The following is a 4099-nucleotide window of genomic DNA, read 5'->3' on the forward strand; positions in this document are numbered from 1 at the left end:
CCGCCAGGACCTCACACCCCTGACCTGCCAACAATCAGCACCTTGACATAGAAGCGTCATGGTTCAGCGGACGACGCGGCCTCGGAGGATGATCCGGACGGGGTCGAGGAGCGTCTTCGGCGAGAGGCGGGGGTCGTCGGCGTAGACGCAGAGGTCCGCCGTCACTCCCTCGTCGAGGAGGCCACTGCCGCCGAGCAGGTACGAGCGCGCCTTCCACGAGGCGGCGGCGACGGCGGCTTCGGCGGGGATGCCGGCGGACACGAACTCGAGCACCTCGCGCGCGATCAGACCGTGCGGCAGTTGACCGCCGGCGTCGGTGCCGGCGAACACGGGCACGCCGGCGTCGTAGGCGTCGCGGACGTTGTCGTAGCGCCGCGCGTGCAGCGAACGCATGTGCGCCGCGTACCCGGGGAACCTGGCCTCGCCCTGGGCCGCGAACGTGGGGAAGTTGGCGATGTTGACCAGCGTCGGCACCAGCGACACCCCGCGCGCGGCCATCAGCGAGACGAGGTCGGACGACAACCCCGTGCCGTGCTCGATGCCGTCGATGCCGGCGCCGAGCAGGTCGGGAAGGGCGTCCTCGCCGAAGACGTGCGCCGTGACCCTGGCCCCCAGCTCGTGCGCCCGCTCGATGGCGGCGTCCAGCGCCCACCGCGGCCAGCAGGGCGAGAGGTCGCCCTTCTCGCGGTCGATCCAGTCGCCGACGAGCTTGACCCAGCCGTCGCCGCGGCGGGCCTCCTGCTCGACATAGGCGACGAGTTGGTCGGGCTCGATCTCCCAGCCGAAGTTGCGCAGGTAGCGCTTGGTGCGGGCGATGTGACGGCCGGCCCGGACGATGCGCGGGAGGTCGTCGCGGTCGTCGATCCAGCGGGTGTCGGCGGGCGAGCCGGCATCGCGGACGAGGAGGGCGCCGATGTCGCGGTCGGTGAGTGCCTGCTGCTCGGCGACGTCGTCGGGGACGGCGCCGCCGGCGGCGAGGCCGACGTGGCAGTGGAGGTCGACGAGGCCGGGCAGGATCCACCCGGTGCCCACGGTGACGGCGTCGGGCACCGGCTCGAACGTGACGAGGCCGTCACGCACCCACAGGTCGCGGTGCTCGGTCTCGGGCAGGAGCACGCCCCGCAGGTGCAGGGCAGGCGACGGCGTCACCGCCGCTTGAGGAACTGCGCGATGTCGTCGGGGAGTTCGAGGTTGCCGTCGCCCTCGGGCGCGCCACCGAACGCGGACGGCAGCTGGCCGGGCTGCGGCTCGGCCGAGCGCTTCTCGTCGGCGGCCGCGAGCTGCGCCGCCCGCTTGGCCGGGTTGCCCGACCGCGCGCCGCGCTTGCCCTTCTTGCCCTGCTTCGGCTGCTTGCCCTTGCTCTTCTTGCCGCCGATGGCGGGCATGCCGGGGATGCCGCCGGCCATGCCGGGCATGCCCGGGATGCCGCCGAGCTTGCCCCGCGCGGCCTGGCTCATCATCTCGCGGGCCATGAAGAACCGCTCGACCAGCTGGTTGACCTCGCTGACCTGGCGGCCGGAACCCTTCGCGATGCGGGAGCGGCGCGAGCCGTTGATGATCTTCGGGTTGGCCCGCTCGCCCGGCGTCATGGAGTGGACGATGGCCTGGACGCGGTCGAGCTCGCGCTCGTCGAAGGAGTCGAGCGCCTCGCGCATCTGGCCGGCGCCGGGGAGCATGCCGAGCAGGCTCTTGAACGACCCCATCTTCTTGATCGCCTGCATCTGCTGCAGGAAGTCGTCGAAGGTGAAGTCCTTGCCGCCCTTGGCCTGCAGCTTGCGGGCCATGTCCTCGGCCTGCTCGGCGTCGAACGCCTTCTGGGCCGACTCGATCAGCGTGAGCATGTCGCCGAGGTCGAGGATGCGCGAGGCCATCCGCTCGGGATGGAACACGTCGAAGTCGGTGAGCTTCTCGCCCGCAGACGCGAACATCACCGGCTTGCCCGTGACGGACGCGACGGAGAGCGCGGCGCCACCGCGGGCGTCGCCGTCGAGCTTGGTGAGGACGACGCCGTCGAACCCGACGCCGTCCTGGAAGGCCAGCGCGGTGTTGACGGCGTCCTGGCCGATCATGGCGTCGACGACGAACAGCGTCTCGTCCGGCTTGACGGCGTCGCGGATGTCCGCGGCCTGCTTCATCAGCTCTTCGTCGACGCCCAGCCGGCCGGCGGTGTCAACGATGACGACGTCGTGGAGGCGGCTGGTGGCGTGCTCGATGCCGGACCGCGCGACGGAGACGGGGTCGCCCACGCCGTTGCCCGGCTCGGGCGCCCACACCGCGACGCCGGCCCGCTCGCCGACGACCTGGAGCTGGGTGACGGCGTTGGGGCGCTGGAGGTCGGCCGCGACGAGCAGCGGCTGCTTGCCCTGCTCCTTCAGCCAGAGCGCGAGCTTGCCCGCCAGCGTCGTCTTACCGGCGCCCTGCAGGCCCGCGAGCATGATGACCGTCGGCGGCTGCTTGGCGAACCGCACCCGGCGCGTCTCGCCGCCCAGGATGCGGACCAGCTCGTCGTTGACGATCTTGATCATCTGCTGGGCCGGGTTGAGCGCCTGCGAGACCTCCTCGCCCCGGGCGCGCTCGCGGACCGCCGCGATGAAGTCCTTGACCACCGGCAGCGCGACGTCGGCCTCGAGCAGCGCGACGCGGATCTCGCGGGCGGTGGCGTCGATGTCGGCGTCGGAGAGGCGACCCTTGCCGCGCAGGTTCTTGAACGTCGCGGTCAGGCGGTCGGTGAGGGTGGCGAACACGTCTGCTGATGTCCTCGGGGTCGTCGGCAGGGTACGGGAGTCCATCGCAAGCCTAACGCGCCGCCCTCGTCCGCGGCATGCGCCAGACTGCCCCCATGGCTGGCGACGTCCGGATCCACCCCGTCACGGCGGATCGCTGGGACGATCTGCGCGTCCTGCTCGCGCCGCGTGGCGAGGGCGCCGACGCCTGCTGGTGCCTGGCCTGGCGGCTGCCGTCGGGCGAGTTCGGGCGGCTGCCCGGCCCGGACCGGGAGGACCGGCTGCACGAGCTGGTCGATGGGCCGGTGCCGCCCGGCCTGCTCGCCTACGTCGACGACGAACCGGCCGGCTGGTGCCACGTCGGGCCGCGGACGGCGATGGCACGGCTGGTCCGCTCGACGACGATCCGGCCGGTCGACGACCTCCCGGTCTGGTCGGTCGTGTGCTTCGTGGTGCGGACGGGCTACCGGCGGCGCGGGCTGGCGGAGGAACTGCTGCACGAGGCGGTCGCGTTCGCGGCGGCGCACGGCGCGCCCGCGCTGGAGGGCTACCCGGTCGAGACCGGCGGGGCCCGGCTCAGCACGTCGCTGGCCTACGTCGGGACGACGGGGATGTTCGAGCGGGCCGGGTTCGCGCGGGTCGCCGCGACCGACGCGACCAGCGCCCGGCGGCCGCGCTGGGTCATGCGGCACGACCTGGGCGGGGCGGCGCGTGCGTGACCCGCGGGAGGTGCTGACGCGGGCCGCTCCCCCGCCGCGCTGGACGGTGGCGTATGGCGACCGGCCCGACCAGGTGATCGACGTGTGGCCGGCGGACCGCGACGGGGCACGGCCACTGGTCGTCGTGGTGCATGGCGGGTTCTGGCGGGCGGAGTACGACCGGCGGCACACGTGGCCGGAGTGCGCCGGGTTCGTCGCGGCCGGGTACGCGGTGGCGGCGATCGAGTACCGGCGGACGGGCGCGGGCGGCGGCTGGCCGGCGACGTTCGACGACGTGGCGGCGGCGCTGGACGCGGCGCCTCTGCTGGCCGCCGAGGTCACGGACGTGGACCCGGGCCGGGTCGTGCACGTGGGGCATTCCGCGGGCGCGCACCTCGCCGTCTGGGCGGCGTCGCGGGGACGGCTGCCGGCCGGGGCCCGCTGGGCGGCGCCCGCCCCGGAGGCGCGGCCGGCCGGCGTGGTGTCGCTGGCCGGGGTGCTCGACCTGCGGGCGGCGGCCGGCCTGCGGCTGGACGGTGGCGCGGCGGACGAGCTGCTCGGCGGCGGGCCGGGCGAGCGGCCGGAGCGGTACGCCGTCACCGACCCGCTGACGCTCGCGCCGCCCGGGCGACCCGTCGCGCTGCTGCACGGCACCGAGGACCGGCAGGGGCCCCCCCC

4 protein-coding genes are annotated in these 4099 nt (G+C 74.2%); 2 read left to right on the top strand and 2 right to left on the bottom strand.

Annotated elements, in window-relative coordinates; all coding sequences use genetic code 11:
* Positions 1-63 precede the first annotated feature (63 nt).
* Positions 64-1116, bottom strand: a complete 1053-nt coding sequence (locus ACW62_RS17320) for an amidohydrolase family protein (protein ID WP_240477328.1) — start codon at positions 1114-1116, stop codon at positions 64-66.
* A 29-nt stretch (positions 1117-1145) separates the two neighbouring features.
* On the bottom strand, positions 1146-2744 hold the full coding sequence (ffh, locus tag ACW62_RS17325; protein ID WP_053205379.1) for a signal recognition particle protein: 1599 nt from the start codon (positions 2742-2744) through the stop codon (positions 1146-1148).
* A 95-nt stretch (positions 2745-2839) separates the two neighbouring features.
* Between ffh and ACW62_RS17330 the strand changes: the two genes are divergently transcribed.
* Positions 2840-3442 (top strand): GNAT family N-acetyltransferase, encoded by a 603-nt coding sequence (locus ACW62_RS17330; RefSeq protein ID WP_053205380.1) that lies wholly within the window; start codon positions 2840-2842, stop codon positions 3440-3442.
* Positions 3435-4099 (top strand): alpha/beta hydrolase family protein (locus tag ACW62_RS17335; protein ID WP_205629427.1); only part of this gene is annotated, 665 nt, incomplete at its 3' end. The genes ACW62_RS17330 and ACW62_RS17335, both read left to right, overlap by 8 nt.

It is taken from the genome of Jiangella muralis (assembly GCF_001270745.1).
GTDB lineage: Bacteria > Actinomycetota > Actinomycetes > Jiangellales > Jiangellaceae > Jiangella > Jiangella muralis.